Source organism: Prauserella sediminis, assembly GCF_014195435.1.
In the GTDB taxonomy this organism is placed as follows: domain Bacteria; phylum Actinomycetota; class Actinomycetes; order Mycobacteriales; family Pseudonocardiaceae; genus Prauserella; species Prauserella salsuginis.
In genome coordinates this window covers 1,528,015-1,551,888 of sequence record NZ_JACIBS010000001.1, presented here as the reverse complement: position 1 = coordinate 1,551,888, position 23,874 = coordinate 1,528,015, and the positions used below count along the sequence as shown (strand labels likewise).

The window sequence follows — 23,874 nt, the reverse complement described above, 5'->3', positions numbered from 1 at the left end:
TGGTGTCACACCCAATACGAGACACGGGCACGGTAGTTGCGCATCACCACGAACGCGAGCGCCCATCCGACGATCGTGATGGCGATGGCGACGATCCAGCTCTTGCCGTCGATGTGCTGGCCGATCAGCGGCGCACGCACGATCTGGACGAAATGGTAGAGCGGGTTGAGCTCGATGATGGGCAGTGCCCAGGACACGCCCTCGCGGCCGTTGCCCGCGTACAGCTGGTCGATCGGCCACACGATCGGCGTCAGGTAGAACAGCAGCTGGATCAGCGAGTTGATGAGCTGCGGGATGTCGCGGTAGCGCGTCGAGATGACGCCGAGCATCAGCGTGACCCAGCCCGCGTTCAGCGCCAGGATCATGAAACCGGGCACGGCCGACAGGATCGACCAGTCGATACCGGGGTGGCACAGGCCGTTGCCGGTGGTGCACGCGTCGTCCTGGACGCCGTACTGCTGCGACAGCGCGGGGAAGAAGATCGCCACGATGATCACGTAGACGATCACGTTGTGCGCTGCCATCAACGTCTGCCGCCACACCGTCCGTAGCGCGTAGATCGTCAGCGGCGCCGGCATCTGTTTGATCAGGCCCTCATTCGAGATGAAGGTCTGCATGCCCTCCGTGATGCAGCCGCTGACGAAGCCCCAGACGATGAAGCCCGTGACGATGTAGGGCAGGAAAGTCTCGATGGGAAGGCCGAACAGCTGGGAGTACAGCAGGCCGAGGCCGAGCGCGATGACACCCTGGGTGATCGTCAGCCAGAACGGGCCGATCACCGAACGGCGGTAGCGCTGCTTGATGTCCTGCCACCCGAGGTGGCCCCACAGTTCCGTCTGCCGCAGGCCCGAACGGATGTCGTCGAAGGCGCGTTTGAAGGACCGGCTGCCGGGAACGGGCGCGGTGTCGGTCGTGTCGGCGTTCATCGGTGACTTCGTCCCTGGGCTGTCGCCTGATTCGCTGCCCGGCGAATCAGTGGCCGTCGAAGTGCTTGTGGCATGCACGAGATACGAGGGTACTGCTGCCGCGAAAGCGCGAACGCGCGCGTCGGGTTCTGCGGTCACCATATCGCCCATGTGGGTGTAAACGGGCCCGAAATGCCAGGTCAACGCCGTTTGTCGGTCCCCATTTCGGAGGAGGCGGGAGGTCTCGGAGGCCGGTGGCGCCGCTGATAGTTTGCGGCCGTGAATCGATTGGCCGTGACCGCGGCGGGCCTGCTGGTGTTGTTCGCATTCGGCACCTGGATGGCGTGGTCGTATGTCACCGACGCGACCTTCGTCGACGCCCGCTATGCCCAGAACCTCGCCGAAGGGCACGGTCTCGTCTACAACGTCGGCGACCACAACCCGGTCGAAGGGTTCACCAGCCTCCTGTGGACGTTGTGGCAGTCGCTCTTCGCGTTGTTCGGTGCCGACCCGGTGCTCGTCGCGCAGGTGACGGGTGTGGCGGCCGGGGTGGCGACCCTGGTGCTGCTGATGCGCGCGGTCGACGGTGCCGCTGCGGTCGTGGCCGGGTGCGCCTACGTGCTGTTCCTTCCGGCGTACTTCCACCTCGCGGGCGGGCTCGAGACCGGCCTGGTGGCGCTGGTCGTACTGCGCATGGCCGTGCTGGGGATGCGTGTCGTCGAGGAGCGTCACGTCGTCGACCTCGAACCCCCGCTGCTGCTGGTGCTCGCCGCGACCCTGCGGCCCGAGGCGCTGATCGCGGTGCTGCCCGGGTTCATCGTCTGGTTCCGGTCGCGCCGGCTGTCCGGCCAGGCGCGCGTGGGCTTGACGATCGCCGCGGTGCTCGCTGCGGGCTGCGTGGTGTGGACGATCGTGCAGTACAGCCACCTCGTGCCGAAGCCGTGGAGCGACGCTGTCGGCTCTATCGGGTTCGACGGGGCGTGGCTGTGGTCGACGGTCGTGGTGTTCGCCCCGTTGCTGCTGCTGACGGTGGCGCTGCTGACGTGGCCGGAGCTGCGCCGCGTCGGCGTGTTCTTCTGCGTGACGGTGCTCGCCGCCGGGGTGCCGCTCGTACTGTTCGGCCCGCCCGAGGCCGACGCACTCCACCGCTACGCCTTCACCGTGTTCCCCGTGCTGTGCCTGGCGTCGGGCGTGGCCGTGGCCGCGATGGCAGGCGTGCGGTTCGTGCAGGCGGGTGTCGGCATCCTCGCGGTCGGCTGGGTGGCGGTCGCGGGCGTCATGTCGCCCGGGCTGCCCGCCGTGGCGAACACCGGCGTCGATCTCGAACGCACGCACGCCGCCATCGGCAGGGCGCTCGCCGACGCGGACGTGCCCGCGGGCGCGCGCACCGTCGCGGTCGCCGATCCGGGCGTCATCCCGTATTACAGCGGCTGGAACGCCGTCGACTACAGCGGCCGCAACGACGGCCTCATCGCCGACGGCGCCAGGCCCGACTCGGTGGTGCGGACCCACGATCCGGCGGTGATCGTCGTGCCGTCGCCCGGCGAGAACATCCCCGACACGGTGCACGACCTCGACATTCCGATCGCGGTGGCGGGATATTCACAGATCGGGCCGTTCCAGGCGCGCAGCGGCAGCTGGCAGTTCGTGTTCGCCAAGCCGGAGTGGGCGCAGCAGGTCGAGGTGAAGGTCCGCGCCGCCGTCGCCCGCGGGGAGCAGCAGTACGGCAACGACTACTCGGTCACCGTCAACCGCTGGCTGAACAGCCTCAAGGACTGACGGCCTTCCGGTCGACGGAACTCGGGGTTCGGCCTCGGTTACAGGTACTGGCCCGGGTTGCCGATGCCGGTGGGAGCGCCCTCGGCGGAGCCCTGCGGCAGGCCGCGGCGCATCTGCTCGAGCTGGGCGCGGGCGGCCATCTGCTGGGCGAACAGGGCCGTCTGGATGCCGTGGAACAGGCCTTCGAGCCAGCCGACGAGCTGTGCCTGCGCGATCCGCAGTTCGGCGTCGGACGGCGTGCTGTCCTCGGTGAACGGTTCGACGAGGCGCTCCAGCTCCTTGCGCAGGTCCGGGGCGAGCGCTTCCTCGAGCTCCTTCATCGACGTCTGGTGGATCTCGCGCAGGCGCTGCCTGCTCGCGTCGTCGAGCGGCGCAGCCTTCACCTCTTCGAGGAGCTGCTTGATCATCGTGCCGATGCGCATGACCTTCGCGGGCTCTTCGACCATGTCGCCGACGGACTCGCCCGGGTTCTCGGCCTCGCCGTCGGCGGCCTCCGGATTGACGCGCGCTGCGCCGACCGGGGAACCGTCCGGCCCGACCACCATGACGTGCTGGTCCTCGGAGGGTGTGGCGTACGGGGTGTTCGGCTCCGTCATAGCTCCATCCTGGCTCGCTGCGGGAGGGTGTCGCAGCTTTCGAGGGTACTCACCCCGGCGGTACTTCCGGTGCGCACCGGCCTGTCGACCCGGGGGCAGGGGGAGGTCGACGCGCCGGCGGCGGGTGGCCGCGTCGGTGGGGCGGCCGCACCGCGTGCCCGGCCGGGCAGTACGGGCAGTACGGGCGGCCAGGCCGGGCAAATCGGCCACCGCCGGATTCAGCCGTCGATCCGGACGGTCGATCCGGAGGTCGGGCCCCGGGTGCGCGGCGAAAACCCGCCTCCGTACCTTGTTCCCATGGCGTTTGACGTCGCTCGGATTCGTGGGTTGTTCCCCGCTCTGGGTGACGGCTGGATTCACTTCGACGGTGGAACCGGAATGCTCGTCCCCGAACAGGTCGCGTCGGCCGTCTCGACGGCGATGCGGGCTCCGGTCTCCGGTCCGGGCGGAGCGTTTCCGGCCTCACAGCGGGCGGAAAGCATCGTGGCCGCGGCCCGGCGCGCCGTGGCGGACCTCGTGGGAGGCGAGCCCGACGGCGTGGTCCTCGGGCCGAGCGCTTCGGTGCTCATCGCCCGCCTCGCGGACACGTTGTCCACGCGGTGGACGATCGGGGACGAAGTCGTGGTGTCGCGGCTCGACGAGGAGGCCAACATCGCGCCGTGGCTGCGCGCGATGAACCGCGTCGGCGGCAAGGCCCGCTGGGGCGAGATCGACATCGAGAACTGCGAACTGCCGGAATGGCAGTACCGCGATCTCGTGGGCGGGCGCACCAAGGCCGTCGCCGTGACCGCGGCTTCCGGCGCCGTCGGCACCCGTCCCGACCTGGAGCCGATCACCTCGGCGGCGCAGCAGGCGGGCGCGCTGATGGTCGTCGACGCGACGTACGCCGCGCCGTTCGTCCCGCTCGACATGTCGACCCTCGGCGCCGACGTCGTCGTGCTGTCGGCGCAGGCATGGGGCGGTCCGGCCATCGGTGCGCTCGTGTTTCGTGACCCCGACCTCCTGTCGCAGCTGCCGCCCGCGGCGCTGTCACCGGAGGCGACCGGTCCCGAGCGGCTCGAGCTGGGCCCGCATCCGTATCCGCTGCTCGCGGGGCTGATCGCCTCGGTCGACTACCTCGCAGGACTCGACGACTCGGCGACCGGCACGCGCCGCGAGCGGCTGCTCACCTCGCTCGGTTCGGCGAAGTCCTATCAGGAAGGGCTGCTCGACCAGCTCTCTGCCGACCTCCGGTCGCTGCCGCACGTGACCGTGCTGGGCGCACCGGTGCGGCGGATCCCGGCGCTGGCGTTCTACGCCGACGGCCGCAAGGCCTCCGACGTCGCCGACTACCTCGCGCGGCAGGGGCTCTGCGCGTTCGCCGACCCCGGCAGCTGTGGTCTGTTCGAGGCGCTCGGCATCGGCGAGGTCGGCGGAGCCGTCCGTATCGGTCTGGCCCACTACTCGAACGGCTTCGAGATCGGCCAGCTGACGCGCGTCCTCGCCGAACTTCCCTGAGTTGACGAACCACGCGCCGGAGTCCGCGACCGTGTGGCCGGGAACCGCCCGGTCGCGGCGGCCACCCAGCACCGCGTGATAGCAGGCGAACCGCACCGCGGGGTGCCCGTCACCCGGGTGCGTACGGGACGCCCCGGGAGACGGGCGGCGGTCACTTCACCGTCAAGACGACCTTGCCGAACACTCCGCCCTCGTCGAGTGCGCGGTGCGCCTCGGCGGCGTTGCCCAGTGGCAGCACCTGGTCGATGACGGGCAGTACCGTGCCCTGGTCCAGCAGCGGCCACAGGTGCGTGCGCACGTCGGCCACGATCGCGGCCTTGCTCTCGAGTGGCCGCGAGCGCAATGCCGTCGCCGACACGGTCCCGCGCTTGCGCAGCAGCTTGCCGATGTTCAGCTCGCCCTTCATGCCGCCCTGCATGCCGATGATCACCAGGTGGCCGCTGTCGCGCAGCACGTCGATGTTGCGGTCGAGGTACTTCGCGCCGATGTTGTCGAACACGACGTCGGCGCCGCCCGTCGCGGTCTTCAGTTCCTCGACGAAGTCCTGCTCGTGGTAGTTGAGGGTGATGTCGGCACCGAGTTGTCTGCACCGCTCGAGGCGGTCGGCCGAACCGGCCGTGACGGCGACCGTCGCGCCGAGTGCCTTCGCCACTTGGATGGCGTGGGTGCCGATGCCGCCCGCGCCGCCGTGCACCAGCAGAACGTCCCCTTCGGACAGACCCGCGTGCATCACGAGGTTGGACCACACGGTGCAGGCCACCTCGGGCAGTCCCGCGGCCGAGTGCAGCTCCACCTCGGTCGGCAGCGGCAGCAGCTGGCCCGCGGGTACGGCGACCTTCTCGGCGTACCCGCCGCCAGCCAGCAGTGCGCACACCTCGTCGCCGACCTCCCAGCCGGTGACGCCCTCGCCGAGCGCCGCGACGGTGCCCGAGCATTCGAGGCCGAGGATCTCACTGGCGCCGGGCGGTGGCGGATAGTTTCCCTGGCGCTGCAGCAGATCGGCGCGGTTCACGGCCGTGGCCGCGACGTCGAGGAGCACCTCGCCGGGTGCGGGCTCGGGGTCGGGCACCTCGGTCAGCTCGAGGTTCTCGGGAGGGCCGGGTTCTCGGAGCATGATCGCGCGCATACCGCGACTGTATGTCACTCCGCGGAGCGTGTCCCAGCGGCGACGGTTCATACCTTCGCGGTGGCGGGCCGTGATTGCCATTCCCTTGTGACCACGTGGTTTTCCTACGAACGGACCTTGACGTTTCGGAGAACTCGCACAAAAGTGACGCCGCAAAGTCAGAAGGGGATCAGATGTCATTCAGTAGAGGGAAGTTGCGGTCTGTCACGGCCGTAGCGGCGTGCGCGGGCCTGGTGCTCACCGGCACCGCAACGGCGCAGGCCGCACCGAAATCGCTGCCGGACGAGCTGCCCGAGAAGGTCGAACTCGGCGCCATGCAGCGGCACCTGATCGCAATGCAGCGCATCGCCGACGCTCACGACGGCCACCGGGCCGCCGGTTCGGCAGGACACGAGACGTCCGCCGAATACATGGCGCAGCGCCTCGCCGGCGCCGGCTTCGACATCACGCGGCAGCAGTTCCCGTTCACCTACACGGAGACACTCGCCGAGAAACTCACGGTCGGCGGCGAGGACGTGCCGGTCGTCGTCATGGAGTACAGCAAGAACACCGACGAGGGTGGGATGACCGCCCCGGTCGCCGCCATCGAGCCGGACGACACCCCGGGCTGCGAGGCCGCCGACTACGGTGACGTCACCGACCAGATCGCGCTCGTGCAGCGCGGTGCCTGCTCGTTCGCCGACAAACAGGCCGCCGCCGCCGAGGCGGGTGCGGCCGCCGCGATCATCTACAACAACGAGCCCGGCCCGCTCAACGGCACGCTCGGTGACGCCGACAGCGCCGTGATCCCGACCGGTGGCATCAGCCAGGAGGACGCGCAGACGCTGATCGACGCCGACGGGCAGGACATCACGCTCGAGCTGCGGCAGCTGCAGGAGGAGCGCACCACCTACAACGTGATCGCCGAGACCACCACCGGCCGCGACGACAACGTCGTGATGGCGGGCGCCCACCTCGACGGTGTCACCGGCGGTCCCGGTATCAACGACAACGGCACCGGTTCGGCGGCCCTGCTCGAGACCGCGCTGCAGCTGGGCGGTTCCCCGGACGTCAACAACAAGGTCCGGTTCGCCTGGTGGAGCGCCGAGGAGTTCGGCCTGGTCGGCTCGACGCACTACGTCAATTCGCTGAGCCAGGAGCAGCAGCTCGACATCGCGATGTACCTCAACTTCGACATGATCGGGTCGCCGAACGCCGCCTACTTCACCCTCGACGGCGACGACTCCGAAGGCGAGGGTGCGGGCGCGGGCCCGTACGGCTCGGCGCAGATCGAGAAGGCGTTCGAGGAGTCGCTCGCCGAGCGCGGCATCGAGGCCGAGGGCAGTGACTTCACCGGCCGCTCCGACTATGGCGAGTTCATCGCCTACGGCATCCCGGCCGGTGGCCTGTTCACCGGTGCCGAGGACGTCAAGACGGAGGAGCAGGCGGCCAAGTGGGGCGGAACCGCCGGTGAGGCGTTCGACCCCTGCTATCACACGCCCTGCGACAACCTGGGCAACGTCGACTACGACGCCCTGGACGTCAACGCCGACGCGATGGCTCAGGTGACCGCGCAATACGCGCTCAGCACCGAGGACGTCAACCACATCGCCCCGGCCGAGAAGAAGAACAAGGCCGAGGTCGCCAAGCAGCGGGCGGCGAACAAGAAGGTCGCCGCCGTGGCCGCGGACCGCGCACACGAGGTCACTTCCTGACCCGTTGCGGCCGACACGCTGACGAACGCAGTGCCCGTTCCCTGCCCATGGGGGACGGGCACTGCTGCATCTCACGGAGGATTCTCTGCTTGCTGTTCGCAGCTTCGGTTACCGGGCCTGACCGGGCATGGCCCGACCCGGGTTGGCCTGGGCGCGGCGCGTGGCCACGCCCAGGCTGTTACCGAGGTTGCGATGGGCGAATCGCCGGCGGCTGAGGTGCATGCGCCCCACTGCCGCGCGACCGGGCCGCCGTCGCTGCCCCGGTCGCGGGGAACGTGGTCTCCGGCGCGGGCGGGCCTTGCGCCCCGGTATCGCGCGCCGGGTCCGGCGCCATGGGCCGCCGGCTATGCCTTGATCTTCTTGCCACGGCACCACCTGACCCTTCCCGGGGCGGAGTCGGCGAGCTGCCCGGTGAGCGGAGGCATTCGGCTCGGCCGGCTCCCTCCGTGACTCCAGCGTGCTCCCGTCGGCGGAGGTGCACAAGCCTGACAGGCGGAGAGGTTCTAGTCTCCGGGCATGGCTGTTGACGCTGACCCGGGCGAGACGCGGTGGCTCACCGAGAAGGAGATGACCGCGTGGCGGCCGTACATCGTCTCGACGTTGCGCCTGCGACAGCGGTTGCACCGTGAACTGGTCGAGGCGCACGACGTCTCGTTGATCGACTACGAGGTGCTGGCAGCGCTGTCGGCGACATCGACCGGCAGCATGCGCATGACCGAGCTCGCGGCCCTCCTCGGCTCCACGAAGAGTCGGCTGTCCCACCAGATCGGCCGGATGGAACGTGCCGGGCACATCCGGCGGGGCAAGGATCCCGACGACAAACGTGGCGTGACGGCCGAACTCACCGACGCCGGCGTAGCGCTGCTGCGCACGGCCGCGCCGAAGCACGTCGCGGGGGTCCGTGCCCACATGATCGACCTGCTCACCGAGGACGAACAGGCCGCGCTGGGATCAGCGTTCACCCGAGTGCTCGGCCACCTGGAGCAGCTCGACGAGTAGGCCCGGGGTCATGGGCGGTCGCCGCGCGGTGCCGGCGCGCTCGTGCTGACGACGGCGGTGCTGGTGCTGGGGCTGGTGCTGGGGCTGCGGCGTAGGTGCGGGTGCCGCGGCGTGGGTGCTCGGTGGGTGCCCGGGTGTGTGCGATGCGGGTGGGCGGAACCTCGCCCGCCGGGCCCGTCGCTGATCGTGGCGCGCTACCCTGAGCGCCGGGGAAGCGTGGCAGAGCGGCCGAATGCACTCGACTTGAAATCGAGCGTGGGGCAACCCACCGGGGGTTCAAATCCCCCCGCTTCCGCAGCTGTGAACAGCGCAAACGCCGGGTCGGACATCACGTCCGGCTCGGCGTTTCGGCTGAGGTGAGCAGTTCGGGTTGCAGTCGTCCGTGTCCGCGGGGCACGTACCCGGACGGGTTCGCCGTGTGGTGGACGGTGTCGGACTGCTGAGCAGCGCGCACCGGACGGTACTCGCGGGCGCGATCACACGCCGGTTTCGCCGTCGATGCGTTCGCGGAGCAGGTCGGCGTGGCCGTCGTGGCGGGCGTACTCGGCGATCATGTGGGTGTAGATCCAGCGCAGGCTGACTTCCTGGTCGTGGAGCGTCGTCGTCGAGTCGGGTACGTGGTTCGCGCAGTTGCGTTTCGCCACAGCGATCTCGTCGCGCCACGTCGTCATCGCCTGCTCGGCGGACACCTCGTCGAGCAGGGTGAAGCCCGCGGAGTGCTGGCCACCCGTCGTCGGGTACACCGACGACACGTTCTCGCCGGTGAGGGTGCGGCGGAACCAGGAGCGTTCCACTTCGGTCATGTGCTGCACGAGCCCGAGCAGTGTCAACTCCGACGGCGGCGCCGACGCGGTGCGCAGTTGCTGCTCGTCGAGTCCTTCGCACTTGAGCGCGAGCGTGTCGCGGTAGAAGTCGAGCCACGCCTCGAGGGTCGTCGCTTCGTCCGCGGTCATCGGCGGTCGCTGTCGTTCGACGGGAGTGGATCCGCCGGGCATGTCTTCGGTGGCCATGACGGCGAGTCTCTCAGCGCGTACCGACATTTCCCGGTGCGGCGCCGGCGCCCCCGGGTGCGTGGTCGGCAGTGAACCGGGGACGTTTCGCACGATGGCGCCAGGCGATCGTCCGCGCACCCGTGGCGTTCAACCGCCAGCGCGCCATCCGCCTGCTGACGCCGAACCGGCGCGCCACGGCCGTGTCGGTCCACCCGCGCAGTGCCGCCGCGCGTGCCGCGTCCCGGGGCAGGAGCAACTCGCCCGCGAGCTCGTCGGCCTCCCGTTCGACGGAGGTGGCCGACGCGCCGCACAGCTGCGCACTGGTCACCAGCAGGCCGAATTCGTGCTCGAGCAGGACGTGCGCCATCTCGTGGGCGATCGTCGCGCGCCTGCGCCGCGTGTCGTGGACGTGGTTCTCGACGATCACGCGCGCGCTGCCGACGGCGACGAGCGCACCCGAGAACGAGTCCGCCGCCGGCCCGGTGAAGTGCCGGACGGCTTCGCGTGGCATCGCCGGATCGCGCAGGTCGAGTACCGGAATGCCGTACAGCTCGGCGAGGGTGTACGGGTCGAGCGGGTCGGAGGTTTGCAGACCCAGCTCTGCCCTGACGGCCAGCGCGAGGCGTCCGGCCTGTGCCTTGAAACCCCGTCGGAGCGGCGTCACGGCGGTCACCTTCCCGAACCCGCGTCGCCGGAACCCGCCGGGTCGGCGGCGTCGTTCGAACCGGCGGATCCGCCTGCGCCGGCGTGGTGCTTGATGCGGCGCATGGTCGCGCCGACGATCTCGAGCAGGTATTCCTTGTCCGCCTCGGGGAGGTCGTCGCGGGCGCGCAGCAACATGGCGAGTTGGGTCTCCAGTTCCGGCGTCGGTCCGTGGGCCGGAGGCGTGGCGCGGTCGTCGCCGGGGTGGCTCATGAACTCCTCCGCGGGCGTGCCGAGCCACTGGACGAGTGCGATGAATCCGTCGAGGTCGGGGCGCTGACCGTTGCCCATGCGGCTGAGCAGGGACGGGCTGACCCCGGCTTCCTCCGCGAGCTGGCGCCAGGACAGATCACGCGCGCGGCGCTGCGCATCGAGGGCGTCGTGCAGGCGGGGCAGGTCCATGCGACCTGACATGTGACCTCCTTCGGCGGGTCGGCGCGGCACAGCTTGGCAGGTGGCCGGTCGGAAGACCAGGACGGAATTGCAGTATAGCAACAGAGTTGCACAAACGATACAATCGAGGGATGCTCGACGCGGCACCGCGATCCGGTACGGAAGACGGCCGGTTGGCCGCGCCGGGTCGCCTCGCGACCGCCGCACACACCGACAGGGGGGCCGGACATGACCATCGATCACTCCGCCGACCACGCATCCGGTCACAGTTGCGAAAGCGGGCCCGTGCAGCACACGGAGTTCGCGATCCGATTCCGGTTGTCACCTGATTCGCTGACCTGGCTCGTCGTCCGTGACGGGGCAGTGCTGTCCCGTCACGTCCGGAAGCGGGACGCCGAACGGCTGGCTGCCGCCCACGCGCGCGGACACCGCCCGAGCACACTGGTGATCGAGCGGATGGACGGCACCGAGCAGGCTAGGCGGTACTACCGACACTCCCGGTCCCGCGGCGACGGTGCCGCCACGGTGGAGGTGGCTGCCACGGTCCCCCGGGGCGGTGAGAATTCGACACTCGTGACAGCGCCGGAAGGCGCTTCGGAGACGGCGACCGGCGCCGCAACGGGCGGTGCGACACGCGCGCTGTACCGGCTCGCCGAGCCTGCCCGGCGACCGGTTTCCGCTCGTGCCGAGGCCCGAACCTGGGTGTGGGGTGGTCGGTACGGCCGCGCTTCACGACCGTGCACCCGGGGCATCCGGGTCGCGAGCACGCGGGTCGCCACCGCGACGCACCTGCCCTGCCGAAGCCGTACTGTGGAGACACGATGAGGAAGCGTTTGTTGTTCGCGGCCATGACAGGGCTGCTCGTCGCCGGTTGCGGTTCGTCCGAGGCTCCGACGACCCAGAGTGCGCCGAGTCCGGGTTCGGCCGCCTCGGAGACACCGTCGGAAGCGTCGTCGGCCCCGGCTTCGTCGCCGTCGGCGAAACCCGACTCCGCGTCCGCCTGCCCTGCGGCGGCCGACATGTCGACCCGCGAGAAGGTCGCGCAGCTCGTGGTCGTCGGTGTCGAATCGGGCGCGCAGCAGACCACGCAGATCGTGCGTGAGCACCAGGTGGGCGGTCTGTTCATCGGGGGCAACGCCACGGATCTGTTCACCGGCGGTGCGCTGAACTCGGTGCAGGAGGCGGCGGACGTGCCGGTGTCCGTCGCGATCGACGACGAGGGTGGCCGGGTCCAGCGGATCGACGAACTCGTCGGCGACATGCCGAGTGCCCGCGAGATGGCGCAGACGATGACGCCGCAGGAAGTGCGGCAGCTGGCCGTCGAACGCGGCAAGGAGATGGCGAAGCGGGGTGTGACGGTCGACTACGCGCCCGATCTCGATCTCACCGACGAACCGGCAAGCGAGGCCATCGGCGACCGTTCGTTCAGTACCGACCCCGCGACGGCCCGCCGGTACGCGAAGGCGTTCGGCAACGGTCTCCGAGAAGCGGGCGTGCAGCCGGTCATCAAGCACTTTCCGGGACACGGCAACGCGAGCGGCGACTCCCATGTGGGCGACGTGACCACGCCGCCGTTGCCCGAACTGCGCAAACACGACCTCAAGACGTACGAACGCGTCGGCGAGTACGGCGACGTCGGTGTCATGGTCGGTCATCTGACGGTGCCGCAGCTGACCGACGGGCAGCCCGCGTCGATCGCCCCCGCGGCGTATCGATTGCTGCGCGAGGACTACAACTTCGACGGCCCCGTCGTCACCGACGACCTCGGTGCGATGAAGGCGATCACCGACCGGCATCCGCTGCCCGAGGCCGTGCTGCTCGCGCTGAAGGCCGGTGCGGACAAGGCACTGTGGTCGTCCGGCGGCAACGTCGGGCCGGTGCTCGACCGGCTGGAGCAGGCCGCGGACAGCGGCGAACTGTCGGCCGAGCGGATCAACGCGTCGTTGAGCCGCGTGCTGCGAGCCAAGGGCGCGTGCGGCTGACAGTTCGCCGCCGTCTCAGGGGCGGGCAGTGGTGAGCTCGTCGATCAGCCGGTCCAGGTCAAGGCGCTCGGCCTCGGTGCCGGGCGGCACGATCGCCGTAGTGGCGTCGGCGAACCGTCGCACATCGGCGATCTCGAGTTCGACCACGGCGTAGCCGTCGGGCGACTCGAGTTCGAGCACGAGGAACTTCTCGTCAGTGGCCAGGTCGGGGCGCAGGCGGATGTCGCCGATGCCCGCAGGCTCGGTCAGGCCGGCGAGCAGCAGTTCGCGGGAGAAGTCCCACGCCACCCAATCGCGCGCATCGATGCGGAACGCGAGCGACACGGTGAACGGGTCGTCCGCGCGGTACATCAGGCGAGCGAGTACCGGCGTGCTGCAGCCGTTGAGATACACGAACTGACTCTGGTGTACGGCGTCGCTTCGCACTGCACACTCCCGTCTCTCCGGTGCCGCCCCCTCGGCGGCTGTCGTGGGTGAGACTCTCGACGCGGCACACTCTGATGCGCCACTACGATGAAAACTTCCCCACTTCGCCCAATTGGGGCAGTTGATGACCGCCCGTATGCGGCCTTTCACCCCATCGAGCCCTTCTGGTTGTGAATTCGGGACGTTGCCGTGACATGGCGGTCTGTCGGCGAGTTAATGGGACACTCCCGCAAGCTGTCTCACCGCGGTGAAGTGTGTACCCGGTGATCGACCGACCGACACGTTCCTGGAGGGCTGATGGCGCCGACGGCCCCACGTCCGACGCCGCACAAGGACGCGCTGCTCGACCGCACCGGAATCATCGGTGCCTCGGGCCACCGTCCGCCGCCGACGCCGGGGATGAATCGCTCCGGTGCCGCCGGTTTCATGGCGTTCGTCGTCATGGTCTTCGCAGCCGTCACCGGCGTGTCGGAGCTGGAGCGCGGAGGTGACGGGTCCCGGCTGATCGCCGGAGACAAGGTGGCAGAAGAAGCGGTGCCTCGGCTGCCCGAAGGCGCCGGCCTTGCCGAGCAGCGCCGGGACAACCTCATCATGGGGGTCGCCGGGGACACATCCGCCGAGCCCGCTGCCGATGCCGAGTCCACTGCCGATGCTGGGCCCACTGCCGAAGAACGGGCCGGCGCCCGGCCTGCCACGGATGTCGAACCTGCGACGCCCGGTACCGACGTCGTACCGGCCGAGACCCCGGACGTCGACGTTCCTGCGAACGGGGCGCAGGCCGACGGTCTGGGAGAACGGGTCCCGGAGGTGGCGCAGGCGGACACGGCGAGGCAGTCACCGCGGATCGCGCGAACGAGGACGAGCGATAGGGAACAGGCGTCGCTGCACCGGCGGATCCAGCTGTTCGGAGAGGAACTTCGCCACAGCGTCCGGAACCACAGCGTCCGGAACCACAGCATCCGGAACCACACCGTCGACCACGGCGCCGACAGCCGTGTCGAGGACGGCGCCGTCGAAGGGCACGGGTTCGAAGGGCACGGGTTCGAAGGGCGCGGGTTCGAAGGGCGCGGGTTCGAGGGGCGCGGGTTCGAGGGGCGCGGGTTCGAGGGGCGCGGGTTCGAGGGGCACGGGTTCGAGGGACACAGTGCCGAAGGACACGGGGCCGGGGAGCGTCGGGGCGACGACAGCCGAGTCAAACCGGGTCTGACCGAGCCGGGCGGTGTCGAGGGGTTGTACGACCGGGTCCTGGGTGGCGTGCCGGTGCACGAATCGGCGCTGCGTGCCCCGGCGGACGCGCGAATCCCGGAGCGGGAGGCGCAGCGCGAGCAGGCGGACGGCGAACGGGACGAGCGTGAGCAGGTCGAGGTCCGGCCCGGTGCCGGCGACCCCGACGGCGGAGAAGCTTCCCCCGCCGCTCCCGACCATGAGGCCCCGGCCCCCGACACGACTGAGCGCGGTGACGCGGATCGTGTGGCCGGTGTGTCGCCTTCCGGCGCAGCTGAATCCTTGACGCACGACGGCAGCTGATCCGGCGACCACGCGTACGAGTACGGGTTCGGCCGGGCAGCTGCCGGCCAAGCCGAGGGTGACCGGACAGACGGCGGCACGGGCAACGGCGGTACGGATGACGGCGGGCTGCGCGACCGGGCCGGTGTCGACGAGTTCGGCACGTACGGGGCCGGCTGGTAGGTCGCCCCACGAGGACTCCTGCCCCACGAGGACCCCTGCCTCACAAGAACCCCGCCTCCCGAGGCTCCGCCGTACAAGACCCCCGCCTCACAAGAACCCCGCGTCGCGAGGACCCCGGGTCCCACGCAGCTCCACTGCGCATGGCCTCCACCGCAGGCCCACCGCGCACGGGGAACCACGCCCGCGTCCAGTGCGCTCCACCCCGCGAGTTTCGGCGAGGCGGCGGCCCCTCGCGCCGTCGGCGCTACAGCACTGGGGCAGCGCCGTCGGTGCTGCAGTGTTGGGACAGCGGCGACGCCGCTACAGCGTTGAGGCGGCGCCGTCGGGCGGCGGTGTGACGGTGTGGCGGTGTCGTGGTGTGGCGGTGTCGTGGTGCGGTGGCGGGACGATTGCGTGACCACGTGGTCGTCCCGCGTGCGGCCGTCGTTCTCGTCTGCGTTGACCCTGGGTGACGGTGGTGGTCCGAGCGGGGGAAGTCTGTCGGACGGCCATGATCGCCTCTGGTTTCACGCGCCGCCATATGTGAAACTGCTTCGCGTTCGTGCGTCGAACGGAAGGCGGCATCTTGCGTCCCCAGCGTCGTGGTCAGCGTGCGTGGTCGGCCTCCGCTCTCGTGTCGTTGATCGCGGCGTCTGTGCTCGTCACCGTTCCGGCGGCACACGCAGCCGAGACGGCCGACGCCGCCGCGGAGGCCGATTCCCAGTGCCCCTGGGTCGGTTCGGACGCGCCGGTCGAACAGCGCATCGACCAGTTGCTGTCGCGGATGCGGCTCGACGAGAAGCTCGACCTCGTGCACGGCTCGGCCATGCCGTTCCAGTTCGTCGGTCCCACGTACGCCGGCATGATCTCGGAGAATCCGCGTCTGTGCATTCCGCAGCTCGGGCTGTCCGACGGTCCCGCGGGGGTGGGCAATGGACACACGGGAGTCACGCAGCTGCCGTCGCCGATGGCGCTCGCCGCGTCGTGGGACGCCGAACTCGCGAGTCGCTACGGGGCGACCATCGCCCGCGAGGCGCGGGGCAAGGGCGCCGACGTGGTGCTCGGGCCGACGATCGATCTGCTGCGTGACCCGAGGGCCGGCCGGTCGTTCGAAACGCTCGGTGAGGATCCGCATCTGACCGGTGAACTCGCCGCCGCGCAGGTCGGCGGCATCCAAGGGGAGGGTGCGCTCGCGCAGTCGAAGCACATCGCCGCTTACAACCAGGAGACGCTGCGCAATCTTCCCGCGAACGATTCCATTGTGGACGAGCGGACGTTGCAGGAGGTGTACCTCTCGCCGGTGCGGGACGTCGTCGATGCGGGTACGGCGTCGGTGATGTGCGGCTACAACCGGCTGAACGGGGTGCACGCCTGCAACAACACGTACCTGCTGAGCCAGGTCCTCAAAGGACAGTTCGGATTCGACGGCTTCGTGACATCTGACTGGTTCGCCACGCAGGCCAGCCATGCCGCGGCCAACGCGGGTATGGACCTGCAGATGCCCGGCGGTTGCCACTACGGACCTCGGCTGCGTCACGGCATCAACAGCGGCGCCGTCACCACCGCGAGGCTGGACGACATGGTGTCGCGAATCCTGCGGCCGATGTTCCGGTTCGGGCTGTTCGAGCGGGACGGCAACGGGTCGCCGGACGACGCCGTGACCGGCCCGGAGCATGCAGCCGTGGCGCGTGAGGTCGCCGAGAAGGGTATGACGTTGCTGAAGAACGGCGACGGGATGTTGCCGTTGGGTGGCGAAACCGGGTCGATCGCCGTGATCGGCGAAGCGGCGGGCGAACGTGTCATCGGTTCCGGCGGCGGCAGTCCGCACGTGATCGCGCCGGAGATCGTCACGCCGTTCGAGGGAATCGCCGAGCGGGCGCGGGAAGCCGGCGCCGAGGTGAGCTTCGACGACGGTTCGCAGGCGGGCGAGGCCGCGGGAGCGGCGGATGTCGCCGTGGTCGTCGCGCGGCAATGGTCTACCGAATCGAAGGACAACAAGGACATCCGATTGTCCGAAAAGGACAACGAGATGATCGCCAAGGCGGCGGCCGCGAACGAGAACACCGTCGTCGTGCTCAACACCGCGGGTCCGGTCGAGATGCCGTGGCTCGACGAGGTGGCCGGTGTCGTGGCCGCGTGGTACCCGGGGCAGGAGTACGGCGACGCGCTCGCCTCGGTGCTGTACGGCGATGCGGATCCCGGTGGCAGGCTGCCCGCGACGTTCCCGGTTTCGCAGGCCGATCTGCCCGCCGCGTCCCCGGATCGTTTCCCCGGTGGCGCCTACGACGAGGGGCTCGCCGTCGGCTACCGGTGGTACGACCGTGAGGACATCGAACCGCTGTTCCCATTCGGTCACGGTCTCTCGTACACGACGTTCGAGTACTCGGGCCTGGAGGTACGCGGCGACGGCGGGCCGGACACGACCGTGACCGCGCGGGTGACCAACACCGGTTCGCGTGCGGGGTCGGAGGTCGCCCAGCTGTACGTCACGCATCCCGAGTCGGCCGGGGAGCCGCCGAAGCGGCTCGAAGGGTTCCAGCGCGTGGAGTTGGAGCCGGGCGAGAGCGCGCGGGTGCGGTTCGCGCTGGACGAGCGGTCGCTGGCCCACTGGGATGCCGACGCCGACCGGTGGGTGCGCGGCGAGGGGGACTACACCCTGTCGGTGGGCGGTTCGTCCCGGGACCTGCCGTTGACGGGTGACGTCGCCGTGGCCGAGACGGCGCCGGTGTCGGAGCCGACGCCGGCACCGCCGCCCGGCGCGCCCGAGGGGGACGACCCGGCGTGGACGAAGATCGGCAACGTGGCGCGGTGTCCGGCCGAGAGCCTGTACGCGGGCATGATCGGCGCGATCTCGCTGTTCGGCCTCCCACCGGGGGAGCAGGCCACGCGGCCGCCGCGCAGCCCTGCCGACGACGGCTGACGCCTTTCCGCTGGTCGGCCGCGGCGTGCCCGGTTCCGGAAGGTCGGGGTGACGGGTCCGTTCGGGGCATCCTTTCGGCGGGCCTTCCGAACAGAACGGAGACATGGGTCACAACCGGTGCCTCTACCGAAAAGTAGGCCATACATAGGTTCCTCGGGGGCGTTTCGCGACGTCCCGGTAAGGGATCTATGGGCGCCTTCATTGGGGGACCGCAAGTGGCCACACGATCAACGGCGGTACTGGCCGGCCTCGGCGGCTGGTTGCCACCGCGCGTGGTCGACAACGTCGAGCTGACGAACCGGCTCGACACCACCGACGAGTGGATCCGTTCGCGCACGGGTATCGCGGAGCGCCGCGTCGTCGACGACGGCATGTCCACAGTGGACATGGCGGTCGAGGCGGGTGCGCGCGCACTGCGGTCGGCGGGAACGGAGCACGTGGACGCTGTCGTGCTCGCCACCGCCACCCCCGATCAGCCCTGCCCGGCCAGTGCGCCGCAGGTCGCGACCCGGCTGGGCCAGCGTGACGTGGCGGCGTTCGACGTCGGTGCGGTGTGCAGCGGTTTCCTCTACGCACTCGCGACGGCGGCAGGTCTCATCGCCGGGCGGGTCGCCAGGGATGTTCTCGTCGTCGGGTCGGACGCCTTCACGACGCTCGTCGACCCCTCCGACCGCGGCACCGTGCCCATCTTCGGAGACGGCGCGGGTGCGGTCGTGCTGCGCGCGGGCGAACCGGACGACGTCGGCGCGCTCGGCCCGTTCGACCTGCACAGTGACGGTTCGGGCACGGATCTGCTCGTCGTCCCCGCCGGCGGTTCGCGGCAGCGGACGCCACAGCAGCCCGGTGACGCGTACCTGCGGATGGAGGGGCCCGCCGTGTTCCGGCACGCCACGGCGCGGATGGCCGAGTCGTCGCGCGCCGTACTCGCCGAGCTCGGCTGGACGGTCGGCGACGTCGACCGGTTCGTCGGCCACCAAGCCAACATCCGCATCCTGAACACCGTGGCCAAGCAGCTGGGCCTGCCCGCCGACAGTCTCGTCGTGAACATCGGCCACACCGGCAACACCAGCGCCGCCTCGATCCCGCTCGCGCTCGCCGACGGTGTCCGCGACGGCAGCCTCCAAACAGGTGACCGAGTGCTGCTCGCAGCCTTCGGCGCGGGCCTCACCTGGGGTGCCACGGCGCTGTGCTGGCCGGACCTGGCGGTCGAACCGGTGGAATGAACCCGGCGTCGACGTAGAGCCGAGCGGCGCGGGGCGATCGATCTTGACCTCGATCGTGGTCGAGGTAGCACTGTCGGGTCATGACCACCGACGCGAACGATCGCGACATGAGCCGGCCGACCGAACGGATCACCGGCGCGGCGCACCCGCTGGACACCACGGACCCCGCCGCGCCCCTCACCGACCTCGAGCCGCTGCGCGAGGTGGTCGGTGACGCCTCGGTGGTCGGCCTCGCGCGGGGCGCCCACGGTGCCCGCGAGTTCGGTCGAATGACCCACCGCGTACTGCGGCTGCTCGTCGAGCGGCTCGGGTTCCGCTCGCTCGCGATCGAAGCCGATGCGCGGACCGCTGCGGCGGTCGACTCGTGGTTACGGACCGGCCGCGGTGACGTCGCGTCCCTGCTGAGCAACGACCACTCGTGGTGGCGAACGTCGGAGTTCCTCGAGGTGCTGCACTGGATGCGCGCCCACAACGGGCACCGTCCCGACGATCCCGTGCGCCTCGTCGGCCTGGTCGGCGTCGATGCGGTCGACATGAGCGTCCACGAACAGGACTTCGCTGCGACCATCCTCCGTTGGCGCGATGAGACCGGCCACCGGATCCTCTACTGGAGCGGGAGTCACAGCGCGGTCGGGCACGCCCGCAGCGTGGCCTGGACGCCGGGCGAGGGCGGGGACGCCGACCGGAACGCCGGCAGTTACCTGCGGGAGCAACTCGGCGCCGAGTACCTGTCGGCGGGCCTGACGTTCCACCACGGGACGGTCGACCTGGACGGGGAGCCGGTGCGCGTGCCCGCGCCTCCGAGCGATTTCACCGACGCCGTCCTCGGGGACGCGGGTCTCGAGCGCTATCTGCTCGACCTCCGAGCCGGCGGGGTCGCCACCGAGCACCTCGCCGACGCTCCGGCGAAGCTGCGGTTGATCGGACCACGGTACGACCCCACACGGCCGGCCAGCATGTCCGGTGGACCACTGTCCGAGTTCTTCGACGTCGTGCTGCACACCCGTGCGGTCACGCCGACAACTCCCGCGCGGTGACCGCGCGCTCCGACTCCGACTCCGGCTCCGGCGCAGTGACATCGGGCTGAACGCCAGTGGCACGGGCTGCACGCCGCTGACATCGGCTGAACGCCGCTGACTTACCCGAGGTGGACGTTCGTCGGCTCGTTGATGCCGTGGTCGACGCGCAGGCGCATCGCGCGGTCCATGGGGAGCCTGTCGATCTCGTCAGGGGACACCCAGTGAACGCGGCGCGATTCCGCACTCGCTCGCAGGCTTCCTCCGGTCGGCCGAGCGTGGAAGCACAGCGAGAACTCCTGGCGCACCTCGCCGTCGTCGTAGGCGATAACGTGCTTCGGGTCCGAGTAGATGCCGCTGATCGCGGTCACGTCGACGGTGATGCCCGTTTCCTCCGCGACCTCGCGGCGGACGGCGTCGGGCACGGACTCGCCGAGGTCCTGCGCGCCACCGGGAAGGGCCCACAGCCCGTTGTCGGTGCGCTCGATCAGCAGCAGCTCGCCCGCCGCGTTGCGCACGACGGCCGTGACGGCGGGGACGATCCTGTTCGGTGCGGGCGCGTCGGGGTCGTCGTAGTGGTCCGTCTTCGGCATACCGCCAGCCTTCCGGACGGCGGGCCTGTCGACCAGGACGCCGCCCGGCCGGCGCCGTCGGGAGTGAAGGCCTGTGCTGTACGCCGATCAGGGCGCTGTCCTGACCTCGGCCGGGGTGGCGGCGGGCATCGATCTGTGTCTGCACCTGATCCGCACCGACCACGGCGCAGGAGCCACGTGCGAGGGCGGTTTGGGAACAGGTACCAACCTGCGCCGCACTTCCAGCGCTGCACAGGTCAGACCCCGCAGGCTTACCGGCGACTCTTCGCGGCGACGTCGAGCAACTGACGTCCCCGGTCACTACGTCCGGCCGTGGTCGGCAGGCGCCACGTGTGGCTCCGCTCCCGCGGCCGGGCGCGGTTCGGTCTCCGACAGGGAGCGCGGAGCGGCCGGTGACGCTGCCTCACCGGGCGGGGTCGACCAGGTCTCCGTCGGTTCGCTGCGGCCGCGCAGTTGGTACGTCTCGTACGTGTGCCACAGGCCGCGTTCGGCGTCGCACGCGGCGTCGAGCGCCGCCCGGCTGGCGAGGATGCGCCCGTCTGCGTGCTTGGCGTGCTCGGTGAGCCGGGCCGCCTCGTTCACGGCGTCGCCGATCACGGTGTATTCGAACCGGGTCGCGGTGCCGAGTTGGCCCGCGAACGCGGGGCCGGTCGCGACGCCGATGCCCAGGTCGAGTTCGCCGGACGCGGTGACGGCGTCGCGGATCGCCCGTGCCGTGCGCAGTGCCGACGTCGCCGGGTCGGCGTGGCGGGTGGGCGCGCCGAAGACGCACATCGCCGCGTCACCCTGGAACTTGTTGACCAGGCCGCCGTGGGTGCTGACCGCTTCGACGACCGCGGCGAACAGGCCGTTCAGCTTGCGTGCCACCTCGTCGGGCGCGAGTTCCGCGGCGAGGCTGGTCGAGTCGACCACGTCGACGAACAGGGCCGTCACCACGCGCACGTCGCCGGACATGGACACGCCGTGTTCGAGGGCGTGCCGCGCCACCTCGTCGCCGACGTGCCTGCCGAACAGGTCGCGCATGCGTTCCTGTTCGCGCAGGCCCGTGGTCAGGTCGTTGACCGACGCCTGCAGCATGCCGATCTCGCTCGCGTCGTCCACGCCGACGGCCACGTCGCGGCGGCCGCGGGCGATCTCGCCGAGCGCGTCGCGCAGCCGGTGCAGCGGCGACGCGACCGAACGCGCCAGCAGGAACGTCGCGGCCGCCCCGAGCAGCAGCCCGAGAATGGACAGCGTGATGAGGCTGTACTGGGGATCACCGCCGAGGTCCGGTGGCAGCACCAGGATCAGCACCCCGATCATGGGCGCGCCGCTCGCGAGCAGCCACGTCACGACGAGCCGTGCGAGCACCGTCGTCGCGAGCGACTCGCCGGGCGGCACCGAGCGCAGCGCCGTCGCCAGCAGCGGCCTGGCCACCCACTCGGTCGCCAGGTAGTTGAGCCCGACGGTCGCGATCCCGCCCAGCCCGATCGCCAACGCGACACCCATCGCGTCGAACCACGTGCCGAACACCGCGGTCAGCGTGCCCAGCACCACGATCCCGCCCAGCCACAGCGTTCCGCTGACCTTGGCCAGGTGAAGCGGCAGTCGCAGCGCACGGCGCGCCTCGTCACGGGTGGGTGTGTTGCCGAGGACGAACCACACCACGGTGCGCCGCTGCAGGAACACCGCCCACGTCGTGCCGACCAGCACCGAGAGCAGTACGTACCCGGCCGCGACGACCGCGATGATCCACTCGGTGCCCTGCGCGCCCTCGGGAACTCCCTGGAGCAGCAGGACGAGGAACACCACGCCCGCGCCGAAGAAGCTCGAGCAGAAGCCGAGCGCGGCGAGGCCGAGGCTGGTGCGCAGTACGGGGCGCAGCCGCTGCGGGAGCCGGGGTCGGGGCACGGGCCGATGGTAAGGCGCAGAGGCGGGCGGCGGGAAAGTGAGCGGCGCGAAAGCGAGCGACGAGAGCGGCGCTAGAACGGGCGGTGGACCGGTGGCAGGCGGGTGGTCGGGGCCGATCACGGCAGCCGGGCCTGCGGATGCGCGGTCAGGTCTCGTCGGCGAGGCCCTGCCGGAGTTTGGCGAGGGTGCGGGCCAGCAGGCGGGAGACGTGCATCTGCGAAATGCCGACCTGCTCGGCGATCTGGGTCTGCGTGAGGTTGTGGACGAAGCGCAGGGCGAGGATCTTGCGTTCCCGTTCGGGAAGCTGCCTCACGAGGGGCTGCAGGGTCTCGTGGTTCTCGACGCCGGTCAGCGCGGCGTCCTCCTCGCCCAGGGTGTCGCCGAGTGCGAGGTTCTCGACCTCGCCGGAGAGCACCTCGTCGAGCGACATCGAGTGGTAGGCGTTACCGGCGTCGAGTCCTTCGAACACGGCGTCCTGCGAGATGCCCAGATGTTCGGCGATCTCGCTCGGCGTCGGTGCCCTGCCGAGCCGCTGCGACAGCTGCGTGCTCGCGCTGTTGATCGACAGGTGCAGCTCTTTGAGCCGGCGCGGCACCCGGATCACCCAGCCGGTGTCGCGGAAGTGGCGGCGCACCTCGCCCATCACGGTCGGCACGGCGAACGACAGGAAGTCCGAGCCGCGACGGGGGTCGAACCGGTCGACCGCGTTGATCAGGCCGACGCGCGCCACCTGCACGAGGTCTTCCTTGGCCACGCCGCGTCCTGAGAATCGCTGGGCGATGTGCTCGGCCAGCGGTAGGTGCCCGCGTACGAGTGCCTCCCGCAGCTCGGCGCGCCGGGGGTCGTTCTCCTCCAGCGTCACCAGCTCGTCGAACAGCGGGATCAGGTGCTCGTAGTCTTCGGAGGAACCACGCGATCCGCGTTTGGTGGATTCGGTCACGTAAGCGTCGGCTTTCGTTTGGTCACTTCGACGTGCACCCGGCCGTGGGTTCCGTCGGGCGCGTCGCCGGGTGCCGCGCCGTCGGGCGAGATGTCGGCTGCCGGTTCGAGCCACGTGGTCGCCGAGTCGGCGAGCGTGGTCAGGACCTTCCAGCCGAACGAGGCCGTGCTGGGCGGTTCCCGGTCCGAGGAGGGGACCGTGCCGTGGAAGCGGAGCTCGTCGGATTCGATCGTGAAGCGGCATTGCATGGCGGAGCCGTTCTCGGCGCTGGTGATCAACGTGGAGCAGGCCTCGTCGACGGCTAGCCGCAGGTCGGAGATGGCATCGATGTCGAAGTCGGCGCGGACGGCGAGGTTGGCCGCGATCGACCGGACGATGGGCAGGTGCGTCAGGCTCGCACCGAGGCGCACCTCGATGTCGTTCTCGGCGGCGAGGACGTCCTGCTGCTCGCCGCCGGCCGGTTGCGCGCGCCCTGTCGACTCTGTCTCTGTCACTTTCACCTCAGTGGGGACGGGCCTCGTTCGGGCCATGGG

General features: G+C 70.3%; 20 protein-coding genes and 1 tRNA gene. 10 read left to right on the top strand and 11 right to left on the bottom strand.

The genetic code is table 11. The annotated features are described in order from the left end of the window. Positions 1-5 precede the first annotated feature (5 nt). Positions 6-926, bottom strand: a complete 921-nt coding sequence (wzm, locus tag FB384_RS07005) for a galactan export ABC transporter permease subunit Wzm/RfbD (protein ID WP_183780442.1) — start codon at positions 924-926, stop codon at positions 6-8. Positions 927-1,184: 258 nt separating this feature from the next. Here wzm and FB384_RS07000 point away from each other — a divergent pair, with 258 nt between their 5' ends. Next, positions 1,185-2,684 (top strand): hypothetical protein, encoded by a 1,500-nt coding sequence (locus FB384_RS07000; RefSeq protein ID WP_183780439.1) that lies wholly within the window; start codon positions 1,185-1,187, stop codon positions 2,682-2,684. A 38-nt stretch (positions 2,685-2,722) separates the two neighbouring features. Here the strand turns inward: FB384_RS07000 and FB384_RS06995 are convergent, their stop codons facing one another. Beyond that, positions 2,723-3,280 (bottom strand): bacterial proteasome activator family protein, encoded by a 558-nt coding sequence (locus FB384_RS06995; RefSeq protein ID WP_183780436.1) that lies wholly within the window; start codon positions 3,278-3,280, stop codon positions 2,723-2,725. A 297-nt stretch (positions 3,281-3,577) separates the two neighbouring features. Here FB384_RS06995 and FB384_RS06990 point away from each other — a divergent pair, with 297 nt between their 5' ends. Beyond that, positions 3,578-4,777, top strand: a complete 1,200-nt coding sequence (locus tag FB384_RS06990; RefSeq protein ID WP_183780433.1) for a cysteine desulfurase-like protein — start codon at positions 3,578-3,580, stop codon at positions 4,775-4,777. A 151-nt stretch (positions 4,778-4,928) separates the two neighbouring features. Here FB384_RS06990 and FB384_RS06985 read toward each other — a convergent pair whose 3' ends face one another. Continuing rightward, positions 4,929-5,903: an NAD(P)H-quinone oxidoreductase gene (locus tag FB384_RS06985; protein WP_183780430.1), complete on the bottom strand. Its 975-nt coding sequence runs from the start codon at positions 5,901-5,903 to the stop codon at positions 4,929-4,931. A 173-nt stretch (positions 5,904-6,076) separates the two neighbouring features. On the opposite strand from FB384_RS06985, the gene FB384_RS06980 reads away from it, so the two are divergent. The 3 genes from FB384_RS06980 (at position 6,077) to FB384_RS06970 (ending at position 8,891) form a co-directional block, all read left to right on the top strand. Next, the gene (locus tag FB384_RS06980; protein ID WP_183780427.1) at positions 6,077-7,597 is read left to right on the top strand and encodes a M28 family metallopeptidase; all 1,521 of its coding nucleotides are present in this window, start codon (positions 6,077-6,079) and stop codon (positions 7,595-7,597) included. 516 nt (positions 7,598-8,113) lie between these two features. Beyond that, positions 8,114-8,596, top strand: coding sequence for a MarR family winged helix-turn-helix transcriptional regulator (locus FB384_RS06975; protein WP_183780423.1), 483 nt, complete (start codon positions 8,114-8,116; stop codon positions 8,594-8,596). Positions 8,597-8,806: 210 nt separating this feature from the next. Beyond that, positions 8,807-8,891, top strand: a tRNA-Ser gene (locus FB384_RS06970). 181 nt (positions 8,892-9,072) lie between these two features. On the opposite strand, the gene FB384_RS06965 is transcribed toward FB384_RS06970, so the two are convergent. From FB384_RS06965 to FB384_RS06955, 3 genes are read right to left on the bottom strand one after another with little or no spacing between them, the layout of a single operon-like run. Next, positions 9,073-9,606, bottom strand: coding sequence for a DinB family protein (locus FB384_RS06965; RefSeq protein WP_228725977.1), 534 nt, complete (start codon positions 9,604-9,606; stop codon positions 9,073-9,075). A gap of 13 nt (positions 9,607-9,619) precedes the next feature. Continuing rightward, the gene (locus FB384_RS06960; RefSeq protein WP_183780420.1) at positions 9,620-10,252 is read right to left on the bottom strand and encodes an ImmA/IrrE family metallo-endopeptidase; all 633 of its coding nucleotides are present in this window, start codon (positions 10,250-10,252) and stop codon (positions 9,620-9,622) included. 5 nt (positions 10,253-10,257) lie between these two features. Further along, positions 10,258-10,704 (bottom strand): helix-turn-helix domain-containing protein, encoded by a 447-nt coding sequence (locus FB384_RS06955; protein WP_183780417.1) that lies wholly within the window; start codon positions 10,702-10,704, stop codon positions 10,258-10,260. Positions 10,705-11,504: 800 nt separating this feature from the next. Between FB384_RS06955 and FB384_RS06950 the strand changes: the two genes are divergently transcribed. Next, positions 11,505-12,665, top strand: a complete 1,161-nt coding sequence (locus FB384_RS06950; RefSeq protein WP_183780414.1) for a glycoside hydrolase family 3 N-terminal domain-containing protein — start codon at positions 11,505-11,507, stop codon at positions 12,663-12,665. Between the two features lie 15 nt (positions 12,666-12,680). On the opposite strand, the gene FB384_RS06945 is transcribed toward FB384_RS06950, so the two are convergent. After that, positions 12,681-13,091 carry an SsgA family sporulation/cell division regulator gene (locus FB384_RS06945; protein ID WP_183780411.1) on the bottom strand — a complete coding sequence of 137 codons (411 nt, stop codon included), beginning with the start codon at positions 13,089-13,091 and terminating at the stop codon, positions 12,681-12,683. A 297-nt stretch (positions 13,092-13,388) separates the two neighbouring features. Here FB384_RS06945 and FB384_RS06940 point away from each other — a divergent pair, with 297 nt between their 5' ends. From FB384_RS06940 to FB384_RS06925, 4 genes are all read left to right on the top strand, one after another. Beyond that, a complete protein-coding gene (locus tag FB384_RS06940; RefSeq protein WP_183780408.1) occupies positions 13,389-14,618 on the top strand; it encodes a hypothetical protein in 1,230 nt (409 codons plus the stop codon). 775 nt (positions 14,619-15,393) lie between these two features. After that, positions 15,394-17,679 carry a beta-glucosidase family protein gene (locus FB384_RS06935; RefSeq protein WP_323985286.1) on the top strand — a complete coding sequence of 762 codons (2,286 nt, stop codon included), beginning with the start codon at positions 15,394-15,396 and terminating at the stop codon, positions 17,677-17,679. A gap of 215 nt (positions 17,680-17,894) precedes the next feature. After that, positions 17,895-18,902 (top strand): beta-ketoacyl-ACP synthase III, encoded by a 1,008-nt coding sequence (locus FB384_RS06930; protein WP_372497718.1) that lies wholly within the window; start codon positions 17,895-17,897, stop codon positions 18,900-18,902. Between the two features lie 80 nt (positions 18,903-18,982). Beyond that, positions 18,983-19,939, top strand: coding sequence for an erythromycin esterase family protein (locus FB384_RS06925; RefSeq protein ID WP_183780399.1), 957 nt, complete (start codon positions 18,983-18,985; stop codon positions 19,937-19,939). A gap of 101 nt (positions 19,940-20,040) precedes the next feature. Here the strand turns inward: FB384_RS06925 and FB384_RS06920 are convergent, their stop codons facing one another. From FB384_RS06920 to FB384_RS06905, 4 genes are all read right to left on the bottom strand, one after another. Next, complete coding sequence (locus FB384_RS06920) at positions 20,041-20,511, bottom strand: NUDIX hydrolase (RefSeq protein ID WP_183780396.1); 471 nt, start codon at positions 20,509-20,511, stop codon at positions 20,041-20,043. Between the two features lie 300 nt (positions 20,512-20,811). After that, positions 20,812-22,401 carry an adenylate/guanylate cyclase domain-containing protein gene (locus FB384_RS06915; RefSeq protein ID WP_323985147.1) on the bottom strand — a complete coding sequence of 530 codons (1,590 nt, stop codon included), beginning with the start codon at positions 22,399-22,401 and terminating at the stop codon, positions 20,812-20,814. A 145-nt stretch (positions 22,402-22,546) separates the two neighbouring features. After that, a complete protein-coding gene (locus tag FB384_RS06910; RefSeq protein ID WP_183780393.1) occupies positions 22,547-23,341 on the bottom strand; it encodes a SigB/SigF/SigG family RNA polymerase sigma factor in 795 nt (264 codons plus the stop codon). After that, positions 23,338-23,835, bottom strand: coding sequence for an ATP-binding protein (locus FB384_RS06905; RefSeq protein ID WP_258936508.1), 498 nt, complete (start codon positions 23,833-23,835; stop codon positions 23,338-23,340). The genes FB384_RS06910 and FB384_RS06905 overlap by 4 nt, the downstream gene beginning before the upstream one ends. Positions 23,836-23,874 lie beyond the last annotated feature (39 nt).